The 26,433-nt window shown below is 60.7% G+C and carries 18 protein-coding genes and 6 pseudogenes; 12 read left to right on the top strand and 12 right to left on the bottom strand.

All coding sequences use genetic code 11. The annotated features are described in order from the left end of the window. The first annotated feature begins 54 nt into the window (after positions 1–54). Positions 55–843, top strand: coding sequence for an AraC family transcriptional regulator (locus tag ACF2JD_RS18675; protein WP_411670041.1), 789 nt, complete (start codon positions 55–57; stop codon positions 841–843). Here ACF2JD_RS18675 and ACF2JD_RS18670 read toward each other — a convergent pair. Then, positions 809–1,042 (bottom strand): hypothetical protein, encoded by a 234-nt coding sequence (locus ACF2JD_RS18670; protein WP_106885369.1) that lies wholly within the window; start codon positions 1,040–1,042, stop codon positions 809–811. The genes ACF2JD_RS18675 and ACF2JD_RS18670 overlap by 35 nt on opposite strands. Positions 1,043–1,324: 282 nt before the next feature. Between ACF2JD_RS18670 and ACF2JD_RS18665 the strand changes: the two genes are divergently transcribed. After that, the gene (locus ACF2JD_RS18665; RefSeq protein WP_408753419.1) at positions 1,325–2,578 is read left to right on the top strand and encodes a valine--pyruvate transaminase; all 1,254 of its coding nucleotides are present in this window, start codon (positions 1,325–1,327) and stop codon (positions 2,576–2,578) included. An 83-nt stretch (positions 2,579–2,661) separates the two neighbouring features. Here the strand turns inward: ACF2JD_RS18665 and ACF2JD_RS18660 are convergent, their stop codons facing one another. Then, on the bottom strand, positions 2,662–3,102 hold the full coding sequence (locus tag ACF2JD_RS18660) for an Hsp20 family protein (protein ID WP_440987944.1): 441 nt from the start codon (positions 3,100–3,102) through the stop codon (positions 2,662–2,664). A gap of 93 nt (positions 3,103–3,195) precedes the next feature. Then, complete coding sequence (locus tag ACF2JD_RS18655; RefSeq protein ID WP_025325189.1) at positions 3,196–3,609, bottom strand: Hsp20 family protein; 414 nt, start codon at positions 3,607–3,609, stop codon at positions 3,196–3,198. A gap of 268 nt (positions 3,610–3,877) precedes the next feature. Here ACF2JD_RS18655 and ACF2JD_RS18650 point away from each other — a divergent pair, with 268 nt between their 5' ends. Together ACF2JD_RS18650 and ACF2JD_RS18645 are read left to right on the top strand one after the other, a co-directional pair. Beyond that, positions 3,878–4,648: an MBL fold metallo-hydrolase gene (locus ACF2JD_RS18650; RefSeq protein ID WP_440987943.1), complete on the top strand. Its 771-nt coding sequence runs from the start codon at positions 3,878–3,880 to the stop codon at positions 4,646–4,648. 88 nt (positions 4,649–4,736) lie between these two features. Then, positions 4,737–5,699, top strand: coding sequence for a helix-turn-helix domain-containing protein (locus tag ACF2JD_RS18645; RefSeq protein WP_440987942.1), 963 nt, complete (start codon positions 4,737–4,739; stop codon positions 5,697–5,699). Positions 5,700–5,758: 59 nt separating this feature from the next. On the opposite strand, the gene gyrB is transcribed toward ACF2JD_RS18645, so the two are convergent. From gyrB to dnaA, 4 genes are all read right to left on the bottom strand, one after another. Continuing rightward, complete coding sequence (gene gyrB, locus ACF2JD_RS18640; protein ID WP_111911367.1) at positions 5,759–8,170, bottom strand: DNA topoisomerase (ATP-hydrolyzing) subunit B; 2,412 nt, start codon at positions 8,168–8,170, stop codon at positions 5,759–5,761. Further along, positions 8,167–9,270, bottom strand: coding sequence for a DNA replication/repair protein RecF (recF, locus tag ACF2JD_RS18635; protein WP_440987941.1), 1,104 nt, complete (start codon positions 9,268–9,270; stop codon positions 8,167–8,169). Before recF ends, gyrB begins: the two co-directional genes overlap by 4 nt. A gap of 2 nt (positions 9,271–9,272) precedes the next feature. After that, positions 9,273–10,376, bottom strand: coding sequence for a DNA polymerase III subunit beta (gene dnaN, locus ACF2JD_RS18630; protein WP_025325184.1), 1,104 nt, complete (start codon positions 10,374–10,376; stop codon positions 9,273–9,275). An 83-nt stretch (positions 10,377–10,459) separates the two neighbouring features. Then, entirely contained in the window at positions 10,460–11,830 is a 1,371-nt protein-coding gene (gene dnaA, locus ACF2JD_RS18625; protein ID WP_025325183.1) for a chromosomal replication initiator protein DnaA, read from the bottom strand. 310 nt (positions 11,831–12,140) lie between these two features. Here dnaA and ACF2JD_RS18620 point away from each other — a divergent pair, with 310 nt between their 5' ends. From ACF2JD_RS18620 to mnmE, 8 genes and pseudogenes are all read left to right on the top strand, one after another. Beyond that, positions 12,141–12,899, top strand: a complete 759-nt coding sequence (locus ACF2JD_RS18620) for an amino acid ABC transporter substrate-binding protein (RefSeq protein ID WP_106885375.1) — start codon at positions 12,141–12,143, stop codon at positions 12,897–12,899. Further along, positions 12,900–13,568 carry an amino acid ABC transporter permease gene (locus ACF2JD_RS18615; protein WP_025328884.1) on the top strand — a complete coding sequence of 223 codons (669 nt, stop codon included), beginning with the start codon at positions 12,900–12,902 and terminating at the stop codon, positions 13,566–13,568. Positions 13,569–13,661: 93 nt separating this feature from the next. After that, the gene (locus tag ACF2JD_RS18610; RefSeq protein WP_106885376.1) at positions 13,662–14,396 is read left to right on the top strand and encodes an amino acid ABC transporter ATP-binding protein; all 735 of its coding nucleotides are present in this window, start codon (positions 13,662–13,664) and stop codon (positions 14,394–14,396) included. 269 nt (positions 14,397–14,665) lie between these two features. Beyond that, a complete protein-coding gene (rpmH, locus tag ACF2JD_RS18605) occupies positions 14,666–14,800 on the top strand; it encodes a 50S ribosomal protein L34 (protein ID WP_005307156.1) in 135 nt (44 codons plus the stop codon). Then, entirely contained in the window at positions 14,800–15,159 is a 360-nt protein-coding gene (gene rnpA / locus ACF2JD_RS18600) for a ribonuclease P protein component (RefSeq protein WP_025328882.1), read from the top strand. The genes rpmH and rnpA overlap by 1 nt, the downstream gene beginning before the upstream one ends. Then, entirely contained in the window at positions 15,126–15,374 is a 249-nt protein-coding gene (yidD, locus tag ACF2JD_RS18595; RefSeq protein WP_010672280.1) for a membrane protein insertion efficiency factor YidD, read from the top strand. The genes rnpA and yidD overlap by 34 nt, the downstream gene beginning before the upstream one ends. A 5-nt stretch (positions 15,375–15,379) precedes the next feature. Then, positions 15,380–17,023 (top strand): annotated as a pseudogene (gene yidC / locus ACF2JD_RS18590) (membrane protein insertase YidC); the annotation flags it as partial. Between the two features lie 89 nt (positions 17,024–17,112). Further along, a complete protein-coding gene (mnmE, locus tag ACF2JD_RS18585; protein WP_408857821.1) occupies positions 17,113–18,474 on the top strand; it encodes a tRNA uridine-5-carboxymethylaminomethyl(34) synthesis GTPase MnmE in 1,362 nt (453 codons plus the stop codon). Positions 18,475–18,545: 71 nt separating this feature from the next. Here the strand turns inward: mnmE and fhuB are convergent. From fhuB to ACF2JD_RS18560, 5 pseudogenes are all read right to left on the bottom strand, one after another. Beyond that, positions 18,546–20,554 (bottom strand): annotated as a pseudogene (fhuB, locus tag ACF2JD_RS18580) (Fe(3+)-hydroxamate ABC transporter permease FhuB). Further along, positions 20,526–21,407 (bottom strand): annotated as a pseudogene (locus tag ACF2JD_RS18575) (ABC transporter substrate-binding protein). Before ACF2JD_RS18575 ends, fhuB begins: the two co-directional pseudogenes overlap by 29 nt. 34 nt (positions 21,408–21,441) lie before the next feature. After that, positions 21,442–22,207, bottom strand: a pseudogene (locus ACF2JD_RS18570) (ATP-binding cassette domain-containing protein). Between the two features lie 118 nt (positions 22,208–22,325). Next, positions 22,326–23,971: pseudogene (locus ACF2JD_RS18565) on the bottom strand (multidrug ABC transporter permease/ATP-binding protein). Positions 23,972–24,032: 61 nt separating this feature from the next. Beyond that, positions 24,033–26,142 (bottom strand): annotated as a pseudogene (locus ACF2JD_RS18560) (TonB-dependent siderophore receptor). Positions 26,143–26,433 lie beyond the last annotated feature (291 nt).

The raw sequence follows: 26,433 nt of genomic DNA, 5'->3' as shown, positions 1-26,433 counted from the left end.
AGGGGGAATGTCCCATTACAATAAGCAGGACTATATACATCAAAAGTCGGACACATGGCCTTTATTCTTCCCGATCACCCTTTCGACCCGGACAGCCACGCTGGCAGCGTGATCGGCATCGCCTCCGCGCTGGGCTGGCATGACTCCGGCCTGCACAGGCACCAGCGCCACCAGCTGCTGTTCGCCCAATCCGGCTGCATGACCATGGAGCTGGTGGACAGGGTTTGCCTGCTCCCGCCGACGCGAGCGGCCTGGCTGCCGGCGGGCACGCCCCACAGGGTCTTGATGCGCGGTGTGGTGGCCTATCGCTCCCTCTACTTCACCCCGCACCCCGAGTTGCCGACCACAATGGCGGTGCTGGCGGTCAATCCGCTGCTGCAGGCACTGATCGAACGGATGGCGCTCTGGCCGTGGGAGCTGCCACAAGAGGAGCAGCAGCGGACGCTGGCTCTCTTTATGGAGGAGTTGGAGCAGGCACCCCGGGAGTCCTGGCAGTTGCCGTTGCCGTCAGATCCGCGACTGGCGGCCTGGCTGAAGAAGATAAAGCGGGGCGACACCCTGCCCCCTCGGCTCAACCGGCTGGCCGAGGAGGTGGGTGCCAGTGACAAGACCATAAGTCGCATCTTCATGAGGGAGACCGGCATGAACTATCAGGCCTGGCGCCAGCAGTGGCGACTGCTGCGAGCCATGGAGTTGCTGGCAGAAAGCGAACCCATCAGCCGGATTGCCGCTTCCCTGGAGTTCTCCAGCGACAGCGCCTTCATCAGCTTCTTCAAACAGCACTCGGGGCAGACGCCCCTGCGTCACCTCAACTCTCGGGGTGAGTCGCCACGGCGGGGCTGACCTCCACCACCAGGGTATCCAGTGCCAATGGCTGGAGGTTGTGGATGGCATCCAGTACCACGGCATGGGATGCCTGCTGCTGCTGGGTACGCATTTCCTGCGCCAGCTTGGCGCTATCCAGCTCGGGCCTGGGGTTGTCGTTGGCCATGACGTTCAGGCTCAGGCTGCTCAGTATCAGGGTCGCGATCAGGGTCTTCATCTGGCTTGCTCCGGTATGGTTGAGATGACCAGAGAGTTATTCCAATAGTCGTGCCAACTATATAAACAATTGATTTTGTTTAAATAAAATGAAATATGACGCCATTTGAGGCTTTGTTGCCCATCTTGCTGGTTATTTTGAAACCCATAAGTGGTAATTTTTACCACATCCAATTTCCGGGGCCAGTTCCACGTGGAACGTCCCATGATTTTGATCGACACCCGCTTTTAAACTGAGCTATGGTGCTAGCTCCCCCGTAACTGACTCTGGATCTGTCACCGAATGGAATTCTCCTTGTTCGGCGAGAAGTTCACTCGCCACGCCGGTATTACCCAACTCATGGATGACCTCAATCAGGGGCTGCTCAATCCGGACGCCATCATGCTCGGAGGCGGCAATCCGGCCCCCATCCCCGCCATGCTGGAACGCTTTCAGACCGAGGCCAAGCAGCTGCTCGACAATGGCGAGCTGATCAAGGCCATGGCCAACTACGATGGCCCGCAAGGCAAGGACAGGTTCACCAAGGCGCTGGCCGCCCTGCTCAAGAGAGAGCTGGGCTGGGACATCTCGGCCCGCAACATAGCCCTGACCAACGGCAGCCAGAATGCCTTCTTCTACCTGTTCAACCTGCTGGCCGGCGAGTTCGCCGATGGCCGCAAGAAGAAGGTGCTCTTCCCCCTGGCCCCCGAATATATCGGCTATGCGGACTCGGCCCTGGCGGAGGATCACTTCGTCGCCTACAAGCCCACCATAGAGAAGCTGTCCGACGGCCAGTTCAAATACCATGTGGATTTCGAGAGTCTGGAGGTAGGCGACGACATCGGAGTGATCTGCGTCTCTCGCCCGACCAACCCCACAGGCAACGTGCTGACCGATGAAGAGATAGAGCACCTGGATCAGATCGCCCGCGACAAGGGGATCCCGCTGCTGCTCGACAACGCCTATGGCGTGCCCTTCCCCGGCATCATCTTCAGCGAGGCCAAGCCGTTCTGGAATGCCAACACCATACTCTGCATGAGCCTCTCCAAGCTGGGCCTGCCGGGCACCCGCTGCGGCATCGTCATCGCCGACGAAAAGATCATCCAGGCCATCACCAACCTGAGCGGCATCATCAACCTGGCGCCGGGCAGCCTGGGGCCCGCCATCACCATCCCCATGATAGAGAGCGGCGAGATCATCGCCCTGAGCGAACAGGTGGTGAAACCCTTCTACAAGCAGAAGGCCGACTTCGCAGTGCAACTGCTGCGCGAAGCCATTCCCGACCCACGCTTCCACATCCACAAGCCGGAAGGTGCCCTCTTCCTCTGGCTCTGGTTCGAAGGCCTGCCGATCCACTGCCAGGAGCTCTACGAGCGGTTGAAGGCGAAGAACCTGCTGATAGTGCCGGGTCACTACTTCTTCCCCGGTATCGACGACCCACAGTGGCGCCACAGCCAGGAGTGCATCCGCCTCAACTACTCCCAGAGCGAGGAGCTGGTGCGGCGCGGCATCGCCATACTGGCGGACGAGATCAACGCCATTTACCGCGGCAGCTGACTTGCCTGCAGATAAAAGAAAGGCCTGCGATCGCAGGCCTTTCTCGTCTCTGGTGTCAGGCACCCTGGCCTGACATTCCCGGCTTAGCTCGGCAGCGCCAGCTGATCGGGTTTTCCGATGGGGATGGCGCGGGGCTTGAGTGCCTCCGGCAATTCGCGGGCGAGATCTATGGTCAGCAGACCATGCTCCAGTCTGGCCCCCTGTACCTCCACGTGCTGGCTCAGCTTGAAGGCGAGCTCGAAGTCACGCTCGGCAATTCCCTGGTGGAGGAACTGACGCTCACCGGCCGCTGTGCCCTTGCGCCCCTTCACCTTGAGGGTGCCGTTTTCGGTCTCCAGCTCCAGCTCTTCACGCTCGAAGCCAGCCACGGCGACCGTGATGCGGTAGCCGTCATGCTCCCGCTTCTCGATGTTGTAAGGGGGATAGGCCGCCGCCTTCTGGTCGAACAGGCCTTCCAGCTCACGGGCCATCCGCTCGAAGCCGACAGCATTGGAAGAGATGTGAGAAAAATCGAGGTTACGCATAATCCTATCCTTCTAATAAGCAACAGGTTTGACTCTCCACAGGCCCGTCATCGGCACCCGGGAAATTTGAATAATCGCAGTGAATTCAGGCAATCAGCCGTTGATCTCGATCTTGCGGGGCTTCATCGCCTCGGGCACTTCACGGGCCAGATCGATGTGCAGCAGGCCATTCTTGAGATCGGCCCCTTTCACCCGCACATAGTCGGCCAGCTGGAAGCGACGCTCGAAGCCGCGCTCGGCTATGCCCTGATAGAGATAGTGGCGCTCGGTGTCAGCCTGCTTGTTGCCCTTCACCGTCAGCAGATTTTCCTGGAAGCTCAGCTCCAGCTCTTCCTGGGTAAAGCCCGCCACCGCCATGCTGATGCGGTAGTCGTTGTCACCCAGTTGCTCGATGTTGTAGGGGGGATAACCGGCATTGCCATTGCTGGCCGCAGATTCGATGAGATTGGCCAGACGATCGAAACCAATGGCAGAACGATAGAGCGGAGAAAAGTCGATAGAACGCATAGTATTACCCTCTTGTGAGCGATAACGGATTGTTTGCCCTCCTGATGGACGGGCTCCTGGTCGAAACCTCTGTCGAGCGTTCCGGCCTTGTTACCTATATAGGGGCTCACTTTTTCCTTTCAAGGGAAAAAATGAAAAGAAATTTTTGGCCGCCCATCAGAGTCGATAATGGCCCGATTGATATGGTAATAGGCCCGCGGGCCACTCATCCCCTGATGCCCTCCGCGTCATACTGGCTGCGTCCCCCCACCAGAGACCGGAGCACATCATGCAAGTTACCCAGGTTCGCAATGCCACCCTGCTCATCCACTACGCCGGCACCCGCTTCCTGATCGATCCCATGTTGTCTGCCAAGGGCAGCCTCCCGGGGTTTGAGGGAACGGCCAACAGCCAGCTGCGCAATCCCCTGGTCGAGCTGCCCCTGCCCATGACGGAGATCCTCGATGTGGATGCGGTGATAGTCACCCACGATCACCTGGACCACTGGGACCCTGCCGCGCAGCAACTGCTGCCCAAGCATCTCCCGCTGTTTGTACAACACCAGAAGGATGCCGACAGCATCCGCGCCAGCGGCTTCATGGATGTGCGCCTGCTGAGCGAGCAGGCCGAATTTGCCGGCATCCGGTTGCACCAGACCGAAGGGCAACACGGCAACGATCAGGTCATGGCGGTGTTGGCCGAGCGGCTGGGTGAGGTATCTGGGGTGGTCTTCTCCCATCCCGCAGAGAAGACCCTCTATCTGGCGGGTGACACCGTCTGGAACGCCCAGGTAGAACAAGCACTGCAACGGCACCAGCCCGAGGTCGTCATCCTCAACTGTGGCGATGCCCAGGTGCCGGGACTGGGTTCCATCATCATGGGCAAGGAGGATGTCGCCGCCGTGCATCAGGCCGCGCCACAGGCCACCCTGATCGCCAGCCACATGGAGGCGGTCAATCATGCCCTGCTGACACGGAACGAGCTGCGCGACTACATCGGCAAACAGGGGATGGCAACGCGGGTGCTGGTACCCGAGGATGGCGAGTCCATCGTCCTCTGATGAGAGAGGGCCATGCCCCCACATGGCCCTTCGGCTTTCTGTTGCCGCCCCTTATCATGGGGATCCGAGTGCAAAGGAGTCTGCCACCATGCCCAATCCCATCGTCGTCGCCGTCATCACCTTCGATCACTTCAGCCCCTTTCACTGCGCTGTGCCCTGCCTCATCTTCGGCGACACCATGATGCCAGGCGCCTCCCTGTTCGAACTCAGACTCTGCGCCGGCGATGCCACCCGCCAGCCCGGTTCCTCCCAGGGCTTTCGCATCGACGCCAGCCACGGGCTGGAGGGATTGATCGGGGCTGACATCGTCATCATCCCCTTCTGGCGCGATCCGGCCGAACGACCGGCCCAGCCCCTGCTCGATGCCCTGGTTGCCGCCCGACACAGGGGTGCCCAGATAGTGGGGCTATGTCTGGGCACCTATGTGCTGGCCTATGCCGGCCTGCTGGAGGGGCGCAGGGCCTCGACCCACTGGGAGTTCGAGCAGGACTTCATGGGCCGCTTTCCCGCCGTGCGGCTCGATACCAATGCCCTCTACGTGGACGATGAGGGCCTCATCACCTCGGCCGGCACTGCCGCCGGGCTGGACTGCTGCCTCTACCTGGTGCGCGAACACCATGGCAGCCGGATCGCCAACAAGCTGGCCAGGCGCCTGGTGGTGCCGCCCCATAGAGAAGGGGGCCAGGCCCAGTTCATCGAGCAGCCGGTGCCCGCCTCCACCCGGGATGCCAGGATCAACCAGCTGTTCGACCACCTGCGCATGAACCTGGCCGAGCCTCACAACCTGGACGCATTGGCAGAGCACTGCCTGATGAGCCGACGCACCTTCACCCGCCGCTTCCAGCTGGCCACCGGTCTCTCCGTCGGGGAGTGGTTGCTGGCCGAGCGCCTCAGGCGCAGCCAGGAGTTGCTGGAGACGAGCTCCCACTCCATGGATCGCATCGCCGAGCTGGTGGGATTGAAGACAGCCACCAGCCTGCGCCAGCATTTTCGCACCCGTTTCGGCGTGTCGCCGAGCGAGTGGCGCCGCACCTTCGGGGGCCTGCGTTAGCCAGCAGCAAAAAGCCGCTCACAGGGAGCGGCTTTGTTCAATCGCGAGGACGCATCGGATTAGACGTCGAGGTTGGCGACCCGCAGGGCGTTGGTCTCGATGAAGTCACGACGAGGCTCGACCGCATCACCCATCAGGGTGGAGAAGAGCTGGTCGGCGCCGACGGCGTCGTCTATGGTGACGCGCAGCATGCGACGGGCTTCCGGATCCATGGTGGTTTCCCACAACTGATCCGGGTTCATCTCACCCAGCCCTTTATAGCGCTGGATGTAGATGCCACGCTTGCCTTCGCCCATCAGCCAGTCGACCGCTTCCACGAAGTTGGCCACAGGTTTGACCTTCTCGCCACGCTTGATGAAACCACCGTCCTCGATCAGATTGGCGATCTCCTTGCCCAGGGAGACCAGCTGACGGTACTCGGAGGATTGCAGGAAGTCGTAGCTGATCGGGTACTCCCGGTCGACACCGTGCTGACGCACCACCGCGTGGGGTACGTACAGGCTGCGCTCTTCGTCACGACGTACCTGGATCTGGTACTGGATGCCGTGGTTGCTCTCGTTGAGCACGGCTTCCATCCCCTGGCACCAGGCCAGCAGATCGCTCTCGCTGGCCAGCAGGGTTTCGTTCAACTCAGGCTGATAGATCAGCTGAGTCAGCACGGCATCCGGGGCACGGCGGGACATGCGGGTGATCAGGTGAGAGACGGCACGATGCTGGTTGACCAGACGCTCCAGTGCCTCGCCACCTATGGCAGGGGCAGACTCGTTGACGTGCAGGGTAGCACCGTCCAGCGCCATGGAGGTCTGGTACTGCAGCAGCGCGTCTTCGTCTTTCAGATACTGCTCCTGCTTGCCCTTCTTGACCTTGTAGAGCGGCGGCTGGGCGATGAAGACGTAGCCACGCTCGATGATCTCGGGCATCTGACGGTAGAAGAAGGTCAGCAGCAGGGTTCGGATGTGCGCACCATCGACGTCCGCATCCGTCATGATGATGATGTTGTGGTAACGCAGCTTGTCCGGGTTGTACTCGTCGCGACCTATGCCACAGCCCAGTGCCGTGATCAGGGTGCCCACCTCTTGGGAGGAGATCATCTTGTCGAAACGGGCCTTCTCCACGTTCAGGATCTTGCCCTTGAGCGGCAGTATGGCCTGGTTCTTGCGGTTGCGACCCTGCTTGGCGGAGCCGCCCGCAGAGTCCCCTTCCACTATGTAGAGTTCGGAGAGGGCCGGGTCTTTTTCCTGGCAGTCTGCCAGCTTGCCGGGCAGACCGGCGATGTCCAGGGCGCCTTTGCGGCGAGTCAGTTCGCGGGCCTTGCGGGCCGCTTCACGGGCACGGGCCGCATCGATGATCTTGTTGACCACTATCTTGGCATCGCCCGGGTTTTCCAGCAGGAAGTCGGCCAGCTTCTCGCCCATCGCCTGTTCAACGGCTGTCTTCACTTCGGAAGAGACCAGCTTGTCCTTGGTCTGGGAGGAGAACTTAGGGTCAGGCACCTTGACGGAGATGACCGCAATCAAGCCTTCACGGACGTCGTCGCCACTGGCGGCAGACTTGGCCTTCTTGCTGTAGTCCTCTTTGTCCATGTAGGAGTTGAGGGTACGGGTCAGCGCGGTACGGAAGCCCACCAGGTGGGTGCCCCCATCCCGCTGCGGTATGTTGTTGGTGAAGCAGTAGACCCCTTCCTGATAGGCATCGTTCCACTGCATCGCCACTTCGACGCCGATACCGTCCTGCTCTGTGGTGAAGTGGAACACCTTGGGATGGATCGGGGTCTTGTTCTGGTTCAGGTATTCGACGAAGGCCTTGATGCCACCCTCGTAGCAGAAGTGAGCCTCGCGGCCATCCCGCTCGTCCAGCAGACGGATGGAGACACCTGAGTTCAGGAAAGAGAGCTCACGCAGACGCTTGGCCAGGATCTCGTAGTGATACAGGGTATCGGTAAAGATGGTCGGGCTCGGCCAGAAGCGCACTTCGGTACCTGTGCCCGTGCTGTCGCCAATCTGCTTGAGCGGCGCCTGCGGCTCACCCAGGTGATAGGTCTGCTCGTAGACGTGGCCGTTGCGACGTATGGTCAGCAGCAGTTTGTCAGAGAGGGCGTTCACTACGGAGACACCCACGCCGTGCAGGCCGCCGGATACCTTGTAGGAGTTGTCATCGAATTTGCCGCCGGCATGCAACACCGTCATGATGACTTCGGCGGCGGAACGGCCCTCCTCCTCGTGCATGTCGACCGGAATACCCCGGCCGTTGTCGCGTACTGAGACGGAGCCGTCGGAATGGATCTTGACCTGAATATCGGAGCAGTAGCCAGCCAGAGCCTCGTCAATGGAGTTATCGACGACCTCGAACACCATGTGGTGCAGGCCCGAGCCATCATCCGTATCGCCGATATACATCCCCGGGCGCTTGCGGACCGCATCCAGGCCCTTCAGCACCTTGATATTCGAGGAGTCGTAAGTATTTTCACTCATAGCTTACTCTCTGCCTTCTCTAACGTTGCGGAGATCTTGCCTTGTTCCACGTGGAACAGCTTGCAGTCACTCGCATCCATCATGTCTGCGAGCTGACCGGTATCGATGGCGGTGATAAACACCTGGGACGCGCACTGCTTCAGCCTTGCGGCCAGCAGGCGACGTTTGTCGACATCCAGTTCAGAGGCAAAATCGTCAATTAAAAAAATACAGCCACGGCTGCTATGTTGATTCAAATAGAGCCCTTGAGCCAGTCGCATGGCACAGACCAGCAACTTCAACTGACCCCTGGACAAAATATCCTGAGCGGGCACACCGTTCGCCTTGAGCCGCACATCCGCCTTCTGCGGACCGACCCCAGTGTACCCCAGCGAACGATCCCGCTCGAACCCCGCCTCCAGCAAGTCGCCGAGGGGAGTCTCTCTCTCCCAGCCCCGATAGAAACCGAGGCTGATGTCGAATTCCGGCAGAAAATCCGCCGTCATCTCCTTGATCAGGGGTGTAATAGCCTGACAGTAACTGGCGCGAAACTCCGCCAGTTCACCCCCGAGCCGCACCAGCTCCTGATCCCAGAACGCCAGCTGGCGATACTGGCTGCTCTGGCGCAGCAGCGCATTGCGCTGTTTCAGCAGACGCCGTACCCGTCCCCACAGGGAGAAGAAGGTCGGCTCCTGATGGAAGACGCCCCAGTCCAGCCAGGCCCGGCGAGCCTGAGGCCCACCGGTCAGCAGGTTGAAACCATCTGGGTGGATCAACTGCACCGGCAGCAGCTCGGCCAGATCGGCCAATCGCTGGGCCTGGGCCCCGGCGATCTTGAGCTGGGTCTCGCCCCCCTTGTCCTTGGCAAGCCCGATGGGCACCTGACGCCCCTCCAGCTCGCACTGGGCAAACAGGGTAAACGCCCTCTCCCCCTGGCGGATGACCCGCCCGGTCAGGTGAGTACGAAAAGAACGACCGAGACCGAGGTAATGAATGGCTTCCAGCACGCTTGTCTTGCCGCTGCCATTGCACCCGACCAGGATATTGAGGCCGGGGGACAGCGCGAGACTGGCGTGCTGGATGTTGCGAAAGTCGCTGAGCTGGAGTTTGACCAGGGACACGACTAGATCCGCATCGGCATCACCACATACTGGGCATCTTGGCTGTCAAAATCCTCAATAATGGCACTGCTGATGGAATCGCTCAGGCTGATCCGAATTTGGTCACATTTTAACGTATTCAGCACATCCAGCACATAGGAGACGTTGAAGCCGATCTCCATCTCGCCAGCGGCATATTGTACGTCAAGCAGCTCCTCGGCTTCTTCCTGTTCCGGGTTGTTGGCGGTGATGCGCAGCAGGTTTTCCTGCAGATTGAGACGCACCCCACGGAATTTCTCGTTGGAGAGGATGGCGGCACGGGCGAAGGCCTGGCGCAGATCTTCACGACCGGCGATCAGGGCCTTGTCGCTCCCCCGGGGAATGACGCGACGCCAGTCCGGGAAGCGGCCATCCACCAGCTTGGAGGTGAAGATGAAGCCATCCAGGGCGGCACGCAGGTTGCTGCGACCGACCTGCAACCGCACCGGCTTGTCTTCCGCCTCCAGGAGGCGCACCAGCTCCAGCACGCCCTTGCGGGGCAGGATGACCTGATGATCGGGCAGCGATTCCCCGACCACTTCGCGGCGGCAGGTGGCCAGGCGGTGACCGTCGGTGGCGACGGTGCGCAAGCCATGGCCCTCGCTCTCGAACAGCATGCCGTTCAGGTAGTAACGCACATCCTGGCTGGCCATGGAGAACTGGGTCGCATCGATCAGCTTCTTCAGCTCCAGCTGGCTGATGTCGAACTCGAGCACGGATTCCCAGTCCTCGATGTTCGGGTACTCGGTGGCCGGCAGGGTCGAGAGATTGAAGCGGGAACGACCGGAGCGGATGATGAGGCGATCCCCTTCGGTGTTGAGACGGATATCCGCCCCTTCCGGCAGGCCGCGGCAGATATCCAGCAACTTGCGGGCCGGTACTGTGGTACGCCCATCCTGGCTGTCGCTGCTGAGATAGACCTGGCCTATCATCTCCACCTCGAGATCTGTCCCGGTCAGCGATAGCAGGCCATTGCTGACATCGAGCAGGACGTTGCCGAGGATGGGCAGAGTCGGCCGGCCACCCAGGGCACCGGACACCAGTTGCAGAGGACGTAACAGGGCCTCACGGCTAATTTCGAGCTGCATCTGTGCTCTCCGTTGTGATTAGGAGGAAAAATTTCGGATCAGGTTGGAATATTCGAGCCCCATCTGTCCACTCAGTTCCGTTATCAGGACGAGAGGGTACGGATCAGGTTGGAATAGTCTTCCTTGATGTCGTGACTCTCCTCCTTCAGCTGCTCGATCTTGCGGCAGGCATGAAGAACAGTGGTGTGGTCACGGCCACCAAAGGCATCCCCTATCTCCGGCAAACTGTGGTTGGTCAGCTCCTTGGCCAGTGCCATCGCCAGCTGACGCGGGCGGGCAACGGAGCGGGAACGACGCTTGGACAGCAGATCCGCCAGCTTGATCTTGTAGTACTCCGCCACCGTCTTCTGGATGTTGTCTATGGTGACCAGCTTCTCCTGCAAGGCCAAGAGGTCGCGCAGCGCCTCGCGCACGAAGTCGATGTTGATGGCACGGCCGGTGAAGTTGGCGTTGGCGATCACCCGGTTGAGGGCACCTTCCAGTTCACGGACGTTGGATCTCAGACGCTTGGCGATGAAGAAGGCCACTTCGTCCGGCAGATGGATCTGGTTCTCGTCCGCCTTGCGCATCAGGATGGCGACGCGGGTCTCCAGCTCAGGCGGTTCGATCGCCACAGTCAGGCCCCAGCCGAAGCGGGACTTGAGGCGATCCTCGACACCGTTGATCTCCTTCGGATAACGATCCGAGGTCAGGATGATCTGCTGGTTACCTTCGAGCAAGGCGTTGAAGGTGTGGAAGAACTCCTCCTGGGAGCGCTCCTTGTTGGCGAAGAACTGGATGTCATCGATGAGCAGGGCATCGACGCTACGGTAATAACGCTTGAACTCTTCAATGGCGTTATTCTGCAGCGCCTTCACCATGTCCTGCACGAACCGTTCGGAGTGCATGTAGATGACTTTGGCGTCTTTCTTGCGTTCCTTGATGGCATTGCCAACGGCGTGCAGCAGGTGGGTCTTGCCCAGACCTGTGCCGCCATAGAGGAACAGCGGGTTATAAGCGCCACCCGGATTGTCGGCCACCTGACGGGCCGCCGCACGGGCCAACTGATTGGACTTACCTTCGACGAAATTCTCGAAGGTGTAGTTCACGTTGGTGTTGCTCTTGTGGTTCGGCTCGGGCTTGGCTTCCGCCTTGCTTTCCCAGCTCTTGTGAGAGTTATTCACAGGATCGACACCACGCGCCGGCGCTCTGGCGACCGCGACGGGATGGGGACGATTACCGATGTCAAAACGCAGGGTGGGAGCATCGGCTCCGCACAGCTCGTTGATGATGCCATTGACCCGGAGCAGATACTTGTCGCGTACCCAGTCCAGAACGAAGCGATTCGGTGCATACAGGGTCAGAGTATTGTCACTCAACTCCGCTTGAAGCGGCCGGATCCACATGCTGAATTCTGCCGAGGGCAACTCATCTTGCAGCCGGTTAAGGCACTGCTGCCATAGCGAAGCAGTCACTCTAGACTCCCGTCAATTGATTAAGTAAAGACCGGCTATTCTACGTTTTTAGTGGCTGGATCTCCAGTTGCCGCCGCACGGATCCAGCAAATAAGATCCTTGACTTTCAAGGATCCAACGCCCCAGGATCTGATTTCATCCCCAAAGTTACCCACAGCCACCGACCGGTGATGTGGACAGAATGAGACCCTGTTGCTGCGGTTATTTTATATAACCAAATATCATTTATTCTTTATATTTTATTCCAATAACATCAGCGCCAACCCGTGATTACAACTAAAAATACAGAACTACAGAGAGAGGAATCCCCATGAAATCCACCATCAAGCTGATCTCCGGCGCCGCCATTCTGCTGGCCAGCCTGTCCGGCCAGGCCATAGCCCAAGAAACCATCAAGGTCGGCATGTCCGGCAAGTATTTCCCGTTCACCTTCGTCAAGCAGGACAAGCTGCAAGGCTTCGAGGTGGACATGTGGAACCAGATCGGTGAGCGCACCGGTTACAAGGTCGAGTTCGTCACCGCCAGCTTCTCCGGCCTGTTCGGCATGCTGGAAACCGGTCGCGTCGATACCATCTCCAACCAGATCACCATCACCGACGAGCGCAAGGCCAAGTACGCCTTCTCCCAGCCCTACGTCTATGACGGCGCCCAGATAGTGGTGCGCAAGGGCAACAGCACCATCCACGGTCTCAAGGATCTGGAAGGCAAGACGGTCGCGGTGAACCTGGGCTCCAACTTCGAAGAGCTGCTGCGCAAGAACGACCCGAACAAGAAGATCGACATCCGCACCTATGACTCCAGCTTCGAGCAGGACGTTGCCCTGGGTCGCATCGATGCCTTCGTGATGGACCGCGTCTCCACCGCCCAGCTGATCAAGGAATCCAAACTGCCGCTGCAACAGGCAGGCGCACCGTTCGAGACAATCGAGAACGCCCTGCCCTTCCTGAAGACCCCGGAAAAACAGGCCGTGCTGAAGAAGGTCGACGAGGCACTGACCGCCATGCGTAAAGACGGTTCCCTGACCAAGATCTCGGAAAAATGGTTCGCAGCGGACATCACCAGCAAATAAATGATGGAATTTGATCTCGAGTACACGCTAGGGCTGTTTCCCATCCTGCTCAAATACCTGGGCACTACGATGGAAATGGCCCTGTGGGGATTCGTATTGGCACTCGTACTGTCGCTGGCCCTGGCGATAGTACGGGTGTTTCGCGTTCCCGCAATTCACTGGCTGGCGATGCTGTATATCTCGTTCTTCCGGGGGACTCCCCTGCTCGTCCAGCTGTTCCTGCTCTACTACGGGCTGCCGCAACTGTTCCCGATCTTCGTGGGGATGGATGCCTTTACCGCCGCCATCATAGGTCTGACCCTGCACTTCGCCGCCTACATGGCCGAGTCGATCCGGGCCGCCATTCTCGGCATCCACAAGAGCCAGATGGAAGCGGCGCTCAGCATCGGCATGAGTCGTTATCAGGCGATGCGGCGGATCATACTGCCTCAGGCGGCCCGCATCGCGACTCCGTCGCTGATGAACTACTTCATCGACATGATCAAGAGCACCTCACTGGCGTTCACCCTGGGGGTGGCCGAGATCATGGGCAAGGCGCAGATGGAGGCCTCCTCCTCCTTCAAGTTCTTCGAGAGCTTCATGGCGGTGGCCCTGGTCTACTGGGTGGTGGTCATCATCTTTACCCGCTTGCAGCACCTGCTGGAAGTACGCCTCAATCGTGCTTACTAAGAGGATGCCAGCGATGATGAACAAACCATTACCCACTTGCGGCACAGGCTGGAAATACCTCTCAACGGCCGCGCCTATTAAAGGAGACCTGTCATGATCAAGTTAACGGGTCTTGCCAAGGCCTATGACGGCAATCAGGTATTGAACGGCATCGATCTGGAGGTGAAGAAGGGGGACATTGTCGTCATCATCGGCCCCTCCGGCACCGGCAAATCGACCCTGCTGCGCTGCCTGAACCTGCTTGAGACCCCGGATGCAGGCACCCTTGCCATCGATGACCTTGAGCTGGATCTGGCCCATGCCAGCGAGCAGCAGGCCATAGAGTTGCGCAAGCGCGCCTCCTTCGTGTTCCAGAACTATGCCCTGTTCGCCAACAAGACGGCGCTGGACAACATAGCCGAGGGGCTGATCACCGTCTGGAAACAGCCGAAGGCGGAGGCCAGGGCCACCGCTCTTGGCATCCTCAAGGACATAGGCCTCGCCGACAAGCAGGATGCCTACCCGGCGTCCCTGTCCGGCGGACAACAGCAGCGGGTCGGCATCGGCCGCGCCATGGCGGCTCATTCCAAGGTCATCCTGTTTGACGAGCCCACCTCGGCCCTCGATCCCGAATGGGTCGACGAGGTGCTGGGGTTGATGAAGGAGCTTGCCCGCCAGCACCAGACCATGGTGGTGGTGACCCACGAGATCGAGTTCGCCCGTGATGTCGCCGATCGGGTGATCTTCATGGAGGGGGGCCGGATCGTCGAACAGGGCCCGCCGGATCAGATATTGGTCGATCCCAAGGATCCCCGTACCCGGGAGTTCTTGCGGAAAGTCCTTAAATAGCTCTCTCTTTGGCGGCCTGGCCGCCTTTTTTCTTGGTGGATCCTTGTTTAACCCGGGGTTGCCAGTATAATTCGGGGCCCTTGATCCTCTGGATCCTGCCAGCTTCTCCTGCTTATTGTTGAGCCAGAAGAAGATGAGAGGGAACGGCGGATTGACGAGAAGCCGAACTCTGTTTAGAATTCGGCCTCTTTTGCTAGTCGTCACACGCTATAGCTGGCGCGTCGGCTAAGTGTGACAATCAAAACTGTACAGAAATACGGAATCGAATCATGAAACGTACTTTTCAACCGTCCAACCTGAAGCGCAAGCGCTCTCACGGTTTCCGCGCTCGCATGGCTACCGCCAACGGCCGCAAAGTTCTGGCCGCTCGTCGTGCCAAGGGTCGTGCCCGCCTGGTAGTCTAATGCCTACCCAGCACACCTTCTCTCGGGAGTTACGTCTGTTAACTCCCGAACACTTCAAACGCGTTTTCGCCGAGCCTGTCCGGGCCGCTTCTCCGCAAATTACGCTTCTTGCTTGCCCCAATTCCCTCGAACACCCCCGTCTTGGCCTGGCTGTGCCCAAAAAAGCACTCAAGCGTGCCGTCTGGCGTAACCGTGTCAAACGAGTGGTACGGGAGAGCTTCCGTCTCAATCAAGCCAATCTGCCCGCTATCGACATCGTTGTCATAGCCAAGGGTGGCGTAAAGGAGATGGACAACGAAGAGCTGTTCAAGTTACTGGAAAAGCTATGGCGCACTCTGTCACGCCGTTGCAATGGGTAGCTATCAAACTGATACGCCTGTATCAGCTAATCATTAGTCCCCTGCTCGGGCCGCGCTGCCGTTTCACCCCGACTTGTTCCCAATTTGCGATAGAAGCAATCCGACTTCACGGTTTCATAAAAGGCGTTTGGTTAGCCAGCAAACGTCTATTAAAATGCCATCCCTTATCCGAGGGTGGTTATGACCCGGTTCCGCAACCAAAGCGAAGAAACTGAAGACTATGGAATCACAACGCAATTTACTCCTGATCGGTTTGCTGTTCGTGAGCTTCTTGCTCTGGCAACAGTGGGAGTCCGACAAGGCTCCGAAGCCGGCCCCGACTACCGTGGCCCAAACCGAACATTTCGTACCTGAAGCCGGTCAGACCGGTGATATTCCTCAGGTTTCCGAGCAAGCCAACGCCACTACCGCACGCAAGCTTGTCACCGTCTCCTCCGACGTGCTCAAGCTGACCCTGGATACCCAGGGCGGTGACATCGTCTCTGCCGAACTGCTGGCCCACAAGCTGGAAGAAGGCAAGGAACAGCCGTTCACCCTGCTGACCAGCCAGCCTGCGCACCTCTATGTTGCCCAGAGTGGTCTGGTGGGTCGCGATGGTCCTGACAGCCAGGCTCAGGGTCGTCCCACCTACGAAGCCGCCCAGACCAGCTACCAGCTGGCCGATGGTCAGGATCAAGTCGTCGTGCCGATGACCTGGACCGACAGCAAGGGCGTCGTCTTCACCAAGGAGTTCGTGCTCAAGCGCGGTGACTACGCCATTGGCGTCGATTACAAGATCGACAACAAGTCTGCCGAACCGGTTCAGGTGCAGTTCTACGGTCAGCTGAAGCAGACAGTGACCACGCCGAAGGACCAGGAAGGTCATGCCATGGTGGCCAGTGCCTACCGTGGTGGTGCCTTCTCCAGCGAAGATACCCGCTACAAGAAGTACACCTTCGACGAGATGAAGGATGCCGACCTGAACAAGACCACCAAGGGTGGTTGGGTCGCCATGCTGCAGCACTACTTCGTCTCTGCCTGGGCACCGAACGCCGAGGACACCAATAGCTTCTACAGCCGCGTGATCCCGGGTAAAGACCAGGCCATCATAGGCTACAAGGCGCCGCTGGTTGACGTGGCTGCCGGTCAGCAGGCCGAAGTGAGCGGCAAGCTGTGGGTCGGTCCCAAGTTGCAGGATCAGATGGCCAAGGTGGCAAACCACCTGGACCTGACCGTCGACTACGGCTGGCTCTGGTTCATCGCCCAGCCGCTGCACTGGTTGCTGACCGTGTTCCACGGTTTCGTCCAGAACTGGGGTCTGGCCATCATCATGCTGACCCTGCTGGTACGCGGCATCATGTTCCCGCTGACCAAGGCCCAGTACACCTCCATGGCCAAGATGCGCATGCTGCAACCCAAGCTGGCTGCGCTCAAGGAACGCTTCGGTGACGATCGCCAGAAGATGTCCCAGGGCATGATGGAGCTGTACAAGAAGGAGAAGGTCAACCCGCTCGGTGGCTGTCTGCCGATCCTGGTGCAGATGCCTATCTTCATCGCCCTGTACTGGGCACTGATGGAGTCTGTCGAGCTGCGTCACGCGCCGTTCGCCCTGTGGATCACCGACCTGTCGGTGAAGGACCCCTTCTTCGTGCTGCCAATCCTCATGGGTGCCTCCATGTGGTATCTGCAGAAGATGAGCCCGACCACCATCACGGACCCGATGCAGCAGAAGGTGATGCAGTTCATGCCGATCATCTTCACCTTCATGTTCCTCTGGTTCCCGGCAGGTCTGACCCTGTACTGGCTGGTGAGCAACGTCATCTCCATCATCCAGCAGACCATCATCTATCGTCAGCTGGAGAAGAAAGGCCTGCACTCACGCAGCCCATCTTCCCTGATGACAAAAGAGGCGGCCCTGGGGCCGCCTTTTTTATTACAATGTCCCCCAATTACCGAACAGACGAGTCAAGCAAGATGACAACAGATACTATCGTGGCCCAGGCCACCGCCCCCGGCCGGGGTGGCGTCGGCATAGTCCGCGTCTCAGGCCCCGCCGCCGAACGAGTCGCCGAAATCGTGCTCGGTCGACTGCCCAGGGTGCGCTATGCCGAATATCTGCCGTTCAAGGACGAGCAGGGCCAACCCCTGGATCAGGGCATAGCCCTGCTGTTCAAGGCCCCCAACAGCTTCACCGGCGAGGATGTGCTGGAGCTGCAGGGCCACGGCGGCCCCGTCATCCTGGACATGCTGATCCGCCGTATCCTGCAAATCGAGGGAATACGCCCCGCCCGTCCCGGCGAGTTCAGCGAACGCGCCTTCCTCAACGACAAGCTGGATCTGGCCCAGGCCGAGGCCATCGCCGACCTGATCGAAGCCTCCAGCGAACAGGCAGCCCGCAGCGCCATGCACTCCCTGCAGGGGCAGTTCTCCGGCAAGATCCAGCAACTGGTGGAGAGTCTCACCAGATTGAGGATCTATGTGGAGGCCGCCATCGACTTCCCGGACGAGGAGATCGACTTCCTCTCCGACGGCAAGGTCGCGGGGGATCTGTACGGCATCATGGCAGAGCTGGATGGCGTACGTGGCGAGGCCAAGCAGGGGGCCCTGCTGCGGGAAGGGATGAAGGTGGTGATCGCCGGCCGTCCCAACGCCGGCAAGTCCAGCCTGCTCAACGCCCTGGCCGGGCGCGAATCCGCCATAGTCACCGAAATCGCCGGCACCACCCGCGATGTGCTGCGGGAACACATCCACCTCGACGGCATGCCGTTGCACATCATAGACACCGCCGGCCTGCGCGATACCCAGGACAAGGTGGAGCAGATCGGCATAGAACGCGCCTGGGCCGAGATAGAGCAGGCCGACCGGGTGCTCTTCATGGTGGATGGCACCACCACGGACGCGGTCGACCCGCGGGAGATCTGGCCGGAATTTGTTGATCGGTTGCCAAAAAACATCGGCCTCACGGTAGTGCGCAACAAGGCCGACCTGACCGGCGAAGATCTGGCTCCGAGTCAGGAGCTTGGCCACGCGGTCTACCGCATCTCAGCCAAGACAGAGCTGGGGCTGCCAGCCCTGCGCGAGCACCTGAAGGCCTGCATGGGCTTCCAGGGCAACACCGAAGGGGGCTTCATGGCCCGCCGCCGTCACCTGGATGCCCTGGAGCGAGCCGCCGAGCGGCTGCTGGTGGCCAAGGAGCAGCTCGAGGTCTATGTGGCCGGCGAACTGGTGGCCGAGGAGCTGCGCCTGGCGCAGGAGTCCTTGAGCGAGATCACCGGCGAGTTCAGCTCGGACGATCTGCTGGGCCGCATCTTCTCCAGCTTCTGCATCGGCAAATAAACCTGCACGGCAGTCAATGAAAAGCCCGGGATGATCCCGGGCTTTTTTTTGTGCATTTTTTCTTCACAACCCTAGAGGCGGCGCAGGCACCACATGAAGTAAGCGCCCCCTAACAGGGTGGAGACCAGCCCGACCGGCACCTCCTGCGGGAACAGGATCTGCTGGCCGACCCAGTCCGCCAACACCATCAGCAGGGCCCCGCACCCTGCCGCACCGAGCAGGTGCCAGCGGGCCCGCACCAGCCCCATCAGCTTGGCCATGTGGGGGGCCAGCAAGCCGGCGAAGGAGAGCGGCCCTATGACCATGGTGGCGCTGGCGGTGAGCACGGCCACCAGCAGCAAGATGATGAGCTGGGCACGGTTAAGACGAATGCCGAGCGCCGTCGCCACCGCAGGCCCCATGGGCATCAGATCGAGCCAGCGGCTCACCAGCAGGCAGGTCGCCAGCATCAGCAGTGCCAACCCTGTCAGGGCATAGGCCACCGGCAGGGTGACGTAATAGGTGGAGCCGGACATCCAGGAGAGCAGCTGCTGCACTCGCAGATCGCCGTTGGCCAGGGCGATGGCCTGCAGCGGCTCGAACAGCGCCGTGATGGCGATGCCGGAGAGCAGGATCCGCTCAGGCTGGAAGCCGTGCTTGCGGTTGACCAGCACCAGCAGCAAGAGGCAGCCGAAAGCACCTATCAGGCCCCCCAGCAGCATCATGGGCAGCGGCAAAGCGGGCAACAGCAAGGCCGTCGCAATCACCCCCATGAAGGTGCCGCCGCTCACCCCCAGCAGCTCGGGGCTCGCCATGGGGTTGTTGCTGACCCGCTGCAGCAGGGTGCCCGCCAGGGCCAGCAAGACCCCGGCCGCCCCCGCCGCCAGGGTACGCGGCAGGCGCCACTCCAGCTGGGCCTGCCACCTGAGCCAGCTCGGCCAGCTCCAGCCGTGCATCCCCTGCCCGACCAGCAGTGAGCCCATCACGGCCAGCAGCAGCCCGACCAGCAACAGGCCGATAAGGCGGGCCGGAGCCGGATGGCGAGCCACCAGCAGGCCGGCGTTTGCCTTCGGCGTACCCGACTTCATACCCAGGCGCGGGATCAACCAGAGCAGCAGCGGCGCCCCCAGCAGCGCCGTCATGGCCCCGGTAGGGATCAGCACAGGCCAGAAGCGGCTCATGGATTGCAGCAGCAGATCCGTGGCCGCCAGCAGCAGGGCGCCGAGGATCGGTGCCCACAGCAGGCGCTGGCCGAGCTGCCTCACCCCCAGCAGTCGCACCATGGCCGGCGCCGCCAGCCCGATAAAGCCGATCAGCCCCACCACGCTCACCACACAGGCGGTGACGAAGACCGCGAGTCCAAGTCCGGCGAAGCGCAGCTGCTTGAGGGAGACCCCCAGACTGCGGGCGCTGGCATCGTCAAGCTCCAGCACACCAAGGGGGCGGACCAGCAGGGCGGCCAGCACAGCGGCTGCCAGCAGCAGACGCGGCAGCAGGTAGAGGACGCCGCTCCAGCTGTTCTGGGCTAGGCAGCCGCTGCCCCACACCAGCAGGCCTTTCAGCTCCTCCTGGAAGAAGAGCAGCAGCCCCATGCTGATGGCCGCGAGATAGAGGTTGATCACCAGCCCGGCGAATACGATGACCACGGGATTGAGCTGGCGACGCCAGGCCAGGGCAAACACCAGCCCCATGGCGAGGCTGCCACCGGCCATGGCGATCCACTCCCTGCCGATCAGCAGCCAGGAGGGAGCGAACAGGGTCACCATCATCAGCGCCAGCTGGGCGCCGGAGGCCACCCCGAGCGTGGTGGGGGACGCGAGGGGATTGCGCAGCACCTGCTGCATCAGGGTACCGGCGAGACCGAGGGCGGCACCGGCCAGCAGGCAGACCACCAGTCGCGGCAACCAGCTGAAGTGCACCACCGCTTGGCTGACATCATCCAGATTGGGGGCGAAGAGGCTCTGCCACCAGAGCGCACCGGGCAGCTGGCGAGCCAGCTCCCAATACGCGAGCACCAGGGTCAACCCCAGCAGGATCAGACCGGCCGCAGCAGCGGCGATGGAGCAGTCGCTTCATCGGCTCGCCTCCATACGCTCGGCATCTTGCAGCAATGCATCGCTGAGCAGACCGGCGAAACGGCGGGCCAGCACGCCGCCAAAACTCCAGACCGCAGGCAGATGCAGCACGGGCGCCTGCCCTACCAGCGGCAGATGCTGCCACAGCCCAGGCTCCTGCAGCCGTTCGCTCACCCCTACCGGGATGGGATCGACCACCACCAGCCGCGCGGTTGGCAAGGTCATAAACTGCTCGATGCTGACCACCGAGAAACCCCAGTCATTGGTCTGCTCCTGCCAGCCATTGCGCAGCCGAGCCGCGTCATCACCGCATCGAACAGGCTGTGGCGACCAAACACCCGCACATGGCGCTCATCGATAAACTGCACCACCAGCAGGGGCGGCAGATCCGCAGGCAATCTGGCCTGCATTCTGCGCGAGATCCTCGATCCAGCCCGGCCAGCAGCCGTTCGCCCTCGGCGGTTTTGTTCCACCAGCGGGCGAGGGTCAGGGTCGCCTCATGCAGCCGCTGCCACAGATCGGTTTGCCCATCATAGAGGGCGATGGACTCACCGGCGCGATGCGGGAAAGAGTTGGCGCCAGCGGGGCCGCCAGCGGCGAGATGAGGATGCGATCGGGTTTGAGCTCCGCCAGCAGCTCGCGGTTGGGCTGGGCCCGCAGGCCGATATCCACCACTCCGGCGGGTAGCCGTGGCTCGCCGACCCAGGCCGATAGGGGCCACATCCCCCACCGCCAGCGGAGTCACCCCGAGTGCCAGCAGGGTTTCGGCTATGGTCCAGTCGACGGTGGCGATACGGGGTAGCGCTGGCAGAGGGTTCTGCGGAGATTGTCGGCCTGCAACGCAAGCGGCAGCAGCAGGCTGATAAGGCAGGGGGCCATTTTCTTAAATAAACGGTTCAAGAGAGCCCCCCGACTAGACGATAGCGATGGCGTGGTCATGGGCCGGGTGGCGAATGACTTCCATCGGGATGCCATAGATGGCATGCAGGGTCTCGCCGGTCATGATGCGCGAAGGCTCGCCATGGGTCAGCAGACGGCCGGAGTGCAGCGCCACCAGCCGATCGCAGAAGCGGGACGCCATGTTGATGTCGTGAATGACGATGATGACCCCGAGGTTGAGCTGGCGACTGAGCTGCTTGACGAGGGTGAGCACCTCCACCTGGTGGGCCACATCCAGGGCGGCCAGCGGCTCGTCCAGCAGGATGAAGCGGCTCTCCTGGGCCAGCAGCATGGCTAGCCAGACCCGGCCCCGCTCGCCACCGGAGAGGGTATCCACCAGCCGGTCGGCAAACCCCTCGGTATGGGTCAGTGCTATGGCCTTGTCGACCTGGCGGTGATCGGCCTCCCCCATTCGCCCCAGCAGGCCGCGCCAGGGATAGCGCCCCATCTCCACCAGCTCACGGCCGAGCAGGTTCTCGGCGCTCGGCAGATGTTGTGGCAGATAGGCGACCTGACGGGCGAAGTCCCGGTTGCCCCAGTCGGACAGCGGCTTGTCATCGAACAGTATCTCCCCATCGCTCAGGGGCTGCTGGCGTGCCAGCAGCTTGAGCAGGGTGGATTTACCCGAGCCGTTGTGGCCGATGAGGCCATAGACCTGCCCCTGCTCGAAACGCAGGCTGGTGGGTTTGCAGCAGCGTGCGGTCATTGACCGCAAAACTGGCGGCTTTCATCTCAAACATCATCGGCTCCCGTGCAGGCTCGGCGATCGTTCACCATAAAGCCGGCAGATTTCCTCTCAAACATGATTCATTCCTGTGCTGAAAGGGGTTGGCTCCCACCTCCCCCTTGCGGCCGGTATCAGACCGGCACCTCGCTATCCAGATGGGCGACGGCATCCCGGCTCACCTGCTCGCGCCGCTCGCCGGTCAGCTCGGTGAGGCGGCCCTGACGCATCTCCAGCAGGCGATCCGCCAGGGAGAAATAGAGATCGTCGTGGCTGATGGCGATCACCGTCTTGCCCATCTCTTTCAGGCGCGGCAACAGCACCTGATAGAAGATGCGGCGGAACTGGGGATCCTGATCCGCCGCCCACTCGTCAAACAGCATCACTTCGCGCTGCTCCGCCAGTGCCAGCAGCAGGGCGACCCGCTTGCGCTGCCCCTGGGAGAGATCGATGTTGGCGATGAAACCTTCCTCTATGACGAGCTTGCTGCCCATCTGCAGCCGCTCCAGCCACTCGGCCACCAGGGCCTCTTTGGCTCAGGCCCCAGCAGGTGCTGGAACAGGTGGTAGTCGGTGAAGATGGCGGAGAAGAGCGCCAGGTAGGCGTTGCGATCGGCGATGGGCTCACCATCCAGCAGGATCCGGCCAGAGACCGGTTGATAGAGCCCGGTCAGCAACATGGCCAGGGTCGACTTGCCGGAGCCGTTGCCGCCAATGATGAAGATCTGCTCCCCCCGCTCAATGGTCAGATTGATGGGCCCCACGGCGAAGCCGCCCTCCCCCTGATAGTGAAAGCTCACCTGCTCCAGCTCGATGCGTTGCCAGGCATTGGGGGCCGGCGGCAGCGGGAACGAGGGTTCCGGCTCGGCCAGATTCAGGGTCGCTATCTTGTCGAACGCCACCTGGGCCGAGATCAGGGTCGGCAGGGCGCCAATGCCCTGCAGCAGCGGGGTGCGCAGGAACAGCAGGGTCAGGGCGAAGGTAGCGGCCACATTGGTGTTGGCCCAGCCGAGGCCATTGGCCAGGAAGAAGACCAGGCCTATGGCCCCCAGCATCATGATGTTCGACCAGTTCACCGCGCTCAGGTGATAGGTATCGGCGCGGATGATGTGATGGCGATAGTCCCGGGCGTTCTGCTCATAGAGCTGGTGGTAGACGAAGTGGGCCCGCTCGCGGTTGAGCGCCAGCTCCTTGCTGCCAGCGATGATGGACTGGTAGTTCTGATAGAGCCTGTCTTCGGCCTGACGCATCTGGGCCAGGTGGCGATAGACATGATTCACCAGCAGCCAGCCCACCACCATGGTCACAGTGACCCAGAGGGCGGTGACACCGAGCAGGGCGGGAGAGAGCAAGCCGAGGTAAATGATGGAACCCAGGGTGAGCACCAGCCCCTGCACCAGCTCAGGCAGACGCACGAAGGCGATGGTGATCTGGCCGATGTCGCTGGAGAGGGAGGCCAGCAATGGCCCCTGCCCTATCTGGCGAATGCGGGCGACGTCGGTGTCCAGCAGTTGCTTGAGCAGGCGGCCGCGCAACCGGTAGACGAAATGATGACCGAGGGTGGTCAGGGCCAGCTGGGATCCGAGCGTGATCACCAGCAACAGCAGAATGAGGCCGAGCAGTTGGCCCAGGATCGGCAGCGGATCGCCGACTGACTCTATAAGATATTGATTGATAAAGGCAATGACGCCTATCCCACTCACAGCACTGAGCAGACTGAGCAGGGTAATGGCGATGAAGGGCCAACGGTATTGGCGGTAAACCAGTGACAAGAGTTCCATGACAGGCCTGTATACAAAAAGAAGGAAGGCGGGAGCTTGAGGCTCCCGCCCGGCCTGGATCTTACCAGCGGTAGTTGACGGAGCCGACTATGCTGCGCGGCTCACCGTAGTAGCAGTAGTAATCACAGCTCGCCACATAGGTGTCGTTCAGCAGGTTGTTGACGTTGACCTGGGCACGCCAGTTCTTGGCGAAGTCATACCCGATCATCGCATCCCACACCGTCTGGGCCGGTACCTGGGCCGAACCGTAGATGGGGTTGTAGCTGGCATCCACGGCACCTATGCCGACACTGGAGCCGATATAGCGCACCCCGGTGCCCACTTCCAGCCCGGAGACCGGACCCTGCTGCACCTTGTAGTTGCCCCAGAAGGAGGCCTGGTGGCGCGGGATCAGGCTGGCACGGCGGTCACCGTTGCCGGTGTCGTTGGTCTTGGCGTCGGTATAGGTATAAGCAGCGGTCAGGCGCAGCGCCTCTGTGGCCTGTACGCTCCCTTCCAGTTCGACGCCTTGGGAGGTCACTTCGCCAGCCTGGGTCTGCTGGCCTGAGCCTGTAGAGACCAGCGAGTTGGTCTGCTCCAGATCGAACAGCGCCAGGTTGATGTAGCCATCGAGGAAGCTGGGCGCGTACTTGATGCCGGTCTCGTACAGCTTGCCCTCGAGCGGCTTGTAGGAGTTCTTGGTGTTGGGATCTATACCCGGCAACACCTCGAACGACTCGGCATAGGCGAAGTAAGGGGAGAGGCCGTTGTCGGCCAGGTACATCAGGCTGCCGGAGAGCGAGAGGTTGTCATCGTACTGTTTCTCGTTCTTGCTGGTGGCTTCGCTGATGTTGTGGGTCTCCACATAGTCGAAGCGGCCGCCGGCGGTCAGCAACCAGCGATCGTCCCAACGGATCTGGTGCTGGGCATAGAGGCCGCTCTGGCCCTTGGTGTTCTTCTGATAGGTGGCGGTGGACTCATCGAAACCGGGGAAACCGCTGTAATCCGGGTTCATGGTATCGATGGATCCCATGCCGTAGTTGTCGGCCTCGACCCCTTCGTTCACGTGACGCTGCAGATCGATCCCCAGCAGCAGAGTCTGCTCGGTGCGATCCGTGTTCCAGTAACCCACCATCTGGTTGTCCATGGTGGCGCTCTTGGTGTCGCCATCACGGTAGACCAGGCCACGGTAGGCGGTGGTGCCTTCGTAAGTCGGGAAGATATAGGTCTGACGCAGCAGCAGATCGTTGTAGTTGAAGCGGACGTTCTGCTTGAACTCCCAAGTCTGGTTGAACTGGTGGGCCAGCTCGTAACCGGTGGAGATCTGGGTGTTGCGGTTGCGATCGTAATCCGGCTGACTCAGGTTGGTGGCGGGATCGATCTGGCCGCCCGAGGTGTTCAGGGTGCCATAGACGGGGAAGAAACCGTTGGTGGGCACCCCTTCGTCGTGCAGGAAACTGGCAAGCAGGGTCAGGCTGGTGCGATCCGAGATATCCAGGGTAACGCTTGGCGCCAGATAAGAGCGCTCGTTGTAGGTACCATCCAGTACGCCGTCACGCTCTTTATAGAGTGCAACCATGCGATAGCGGCTGTTGTCGGTCAGATCGTCGGAGAAGTCGACGCCGACCTGGCGCCAGATCCCGGTTGCCCAGTTGCAGATTGACCAACCCTTGCGGGGTCGCGGTCGGACGCTTGCTGATGGAGTTGATCACACCGCCTGGAGGGGCCTCGCCGTAGAGGATGGAGGCCGGGCCTTTCAGCACTTCCACACTTTCCAGGCCGAAGGGCTCGGGGGTCCACACATAGTAGCCGGTACTGAACAGGCGGTTGCCATCGAGGTACTGGGCAGCATCGAAGCCACGGACCTTGAACCAGTCGGTGTTGTTGTCCGAGCCATAGAAACCGGTGAGCACGCCGGAGCGGTAGCGCACTGACTCGTCGAGCTGCTGCACGGCGTGCTGATCCAGCTCCTCGCGATTGACCACGGAGACGGCGCGCGGGGTCTCTGCCATGGGCACTTCGACCTTCATGGCGGTGCCGGTGACCACCATGGTTTCAGCCGCCTTGGGCAGCTCTTTATCCGCTTGTTCCGCAGCCAGAACGGGCAGGCTAGCCAGCAGGCAGGAGAGCGGCAACAGCTGGGCCCTCTTCTTTCGCATCACTGCATTTTGGGTATTTTTTTGCGCAATCATATAAGTGTCTCAAATATCAATGAGTTATATTTTGGTTTCTTATTATGGGTGCCCAATACGGCCGGTCTGCCCGACTCCTTAGGCGAATAAATCGGCACAATGCTACTACAAGAGCCATGATCGAATCGATTCAATAATTGCTAATCATTTGCATCTCTATTGTTACCTGTTGTATCAACGGACGGCATTTCCGGCAGAAAGACTCATTCAGGAGGGTGATCAAGAGAAGGGAACACAGGGGAAGATGAAAAAAGATGGCGAGGGCGGCCTCTGCCATAAAAATCGTGAAGG

The organism is Aeromonas ichthyocola (assembly GCF_046087985.1).
Taxonomy (GTDB): Bacteria; Pseudomonadota; Gammaproteobacteria; order Enterobacterales; family Aeromonadaceae; genus Aeromonas; species Aeromonas rivipollensis.
The sequence above is the reverse complement of the archived record's forward strand: the minus strand, read 5'-3'. Positions and strand labels throughout refer to the sequence as shown.

Excerpts from the sequence above, each read along its gene's own strand:
- ACF2JD_RS18675 (WP_411670041.1), top strand. The coding sequence starts at position 55 with ATGGCCTTTATTCTTCCCGATCACCCTTTCGACCCGGACAGCCACGCT.
- ACF2JD_RS18670 (WP_106885369.1), bottom strand. The coding sequence starts at position 1,042 with ATGAAGACCCTGATCGCGACCCTGATACTGAGCAGCCTGAGCCTGAAC.
- ACF2JD_RS18665 (WP_408753419.1), top strand. The coding sequence starts at position 1,325 with ATGGAATTCTCCTTGTTCGGCGAGAAGTTCACTCGCCACGCCGGTATT.
- ACF2JD_RS18660 (WP_440987944.1), bottom strand. The coding sequence starts at position 3,102 with ATGCGTAACCTCGATTTTTCTCACATCTCTTCCAATGCTGTCGGCTTC.
- ACF2JD_RS18655 (WP_025325189.1), bottom strand. The coding sequence starts at position 3,609 with ATGCGTTCTATCGACTTTTCTCCGCTCTATCGTTCTGCCATTGGTTTC.
- ACF2JD_RS18650 (WP_440987943.1), top strand. The coding sequence starts at position 3,878 with ATGCAAGTTACCCAGGTTCGCAATGCCACCCTGCTCATCCACTACGCC.
- ACF2JD_RS18645 (WP_440987942.1), top strand. The coding sequence starts at position 4,737 with ATGCCCAATCCCATCGTCGTCGCCGTCATCACCTTCGATCACTTCAGC.
- gyrB (WP_111911367.1), bottom strand. The coding sequence starts at position 8,170 with ATGAGTGAAAATACTTACGACTCCTCGAATATCAAGGTGCTGAAGGGC.
- dnaN (WP_025325184.1), bottom strand. The coding sequence starts at position 10,376 with ATGCAGCTCGAAATTAGCCGTGAGGCCCTGTTACGTCCTCTGCAACTG.
- ACF2JD_RS18620 (WP_106885375.1), top strand. The coding sequence starts at position 12,141 with ATGAAATCCACCATCAAGCTGATCTCCGGCGCCGCCATTCTGCTGGCC.
- ACF2JD_RS18615 (WP_025328884.1), top strand. The coding sequence starts at position 12,900 with ATGATGGAATTTGATCTCGAGTACACGCTAGGGCTGTTTCCCATCCTG.
- ACF2JD_RS18610 (WP_106885376.1), top strand. The coding sequence starts at position 13,662 with ATGATCAAGTTAACGGGTCTTGCCAAGGCCTATGACGGCAATCAGGTA.
- rpmH (WP_005307156.1), top strand. The coding sequence starts at position 14,666 with ATGAAACGTACTTTTCAACCGTCCAACCTGAAGCGCAAGCGCTCTCAC.
- rnpA (WP_025328882.1), top strand. The coding sequence starts at position 14,800 with ATGCCTACCCAGCACACCTTCTCTCGGGAGTTACGTCTGTTAACTCCC.
- yidD (WP_010672280.1), top strand. The coding sequence starts at position 15,126 with ATGGCGCACTCTGTCACGCCGTTGCAATGGGTAGCTATCAAACTGATA.
- mnmE (WP_408857821.1), top strand. The coding sequence starts at position 17,113 with ATGACAACAGATACTATCGTGGCCCAGGCCACCGCCCCCGGCCGGGGT.